This is a genomic window from Lamprobacter sp., assembly GCF_034860625.1.
Lineage (GTDB): Bacteria > Pseudomonadota > Gammaproteobacteria > Chromatiales > Chromatiaceae > Lamprobacter.
The window spans coordinates 1-1288 of the sequence record NZ_JAYESN010000540.1; the positions used below are offsets into that span (position 1 = coordinate 1).

At 61.7% G+C, this 1288-nt stretch carries 1 protein-coding gene; it reads right to left on the bottom strand.

Translation table 11 applies throughout. From position 1 onward, the window contains the following. Nucleotides 1–1288, bottom strand: a 1288-nt coding sequence (locus tag VBE63_RS29610; RefSeq protein ID WP_323686550.1) for an Eco57I restriction-modification methylase domain-containing protein, incomplete at both ends; no start/stop codon positions are given.

The following is a 1288-nucleotide window of genomic DNA, read 5'->3' on the forward strand; positions in this document are numbered from 1 at the left end:
CGCATCCACTTGTTGGTGACGATGTAGGAGAGCTTGCCGTTTGGCGCGAGTAGGTTCAGCCCGCGCTCGTAGAAGTACACATAGAGATCGGCGACACCACTGTAGCTGGTGTAGCACTGCGCCAGATAGAGCTTCAGCGGCCCCAAGGCCTCCTGCCGTACATAGGGCGGATTGCCGATCACCACATCGAAACCGCCGCGAGCGAAGACCTCGGGGAAGGCCGCTTGCCAATCGAACGCGCGACTGTCCTCCGGCAACTGCGCGAAGGCATCGCGCAAGACGGCAGGCGTATCCTCGCCGAGCGGCTCCACCAAGGAGTTACCGCAACGGATGTTGGCATCCAGGTTGTTCAGCGGTTTGTCCCGCTGGGCGGTCTTGAGCCAGAGCGAGAGCTTGGTGATCTCGACCGACTCTGGGTTCAGATCCACCCCGAACAGGTTCTGCTGCAGGATCTGTCGGCTGAGATCGAACAACCCGAGCTGCTGCGGAGAGCCGGTCAGTGCCGCGATCTCGGCATTGACCCGCTCGTACTCGGCGAGCAGGAAATCGAAGGCCGCGACCAGGAAGGCGCCGGAGCCACAGGCGGGATCGAGGATCTTGATGTGCTTGAGAACCTCCAGGTAGTCGAGCAGCACCTTCAGCCGCGTCTCATTCGCCATCGGTCCCGGCTTGCCGGTGCGATGCTTGGCCTCAAGCTCGGCCCAGCGTTCTTTCAGCCAGCCACCGATGGTGCGCTCGACCATGAAGCGGGTGATCAGCTCCGGGGTGTAGAAGATGCCGTCGCGCTTACGCCTTGAGCGCTGCGGGTCAGCCAGGGCCTGATCAGGCTCGCCACGAATGCTGGCGCGGATCAGCTCCAGATCGGTGATCGACTGCTCGAAGATGTGGCCGAGGATGTTGACGTTGAGATCGGTCTCGAAGTCATAGCCAGCCAGGGCGGCGATCCCATCGAGATTGGCATCGGAGACCGATAACGCATCCAGCGCGGGATCATGGGCGAACAGACCGCCGTTGTAGGCATTGATCTGCATCGGCGCATCGCCCTTGTCCACCGCGTTGAACAGCCCGCACAGCTGCTGCCAGCGCGAGACCTGCACGAACCCCTCAGACTTGGCATTGAGCGCCTGGGTCAAGACCTTGGCCGGCAACAGCCGGGTGTCTTCGCAGAAGCAGATAAACAGACAGCGATCGAGGATCTTTTGCGCGTGCTCCAATAGCCGCCCGAGATGCTGATCCTGGACCATGCCGGTTGGTGCTGGATTATCCGCCCGCAGTTGCTCGAACAAGG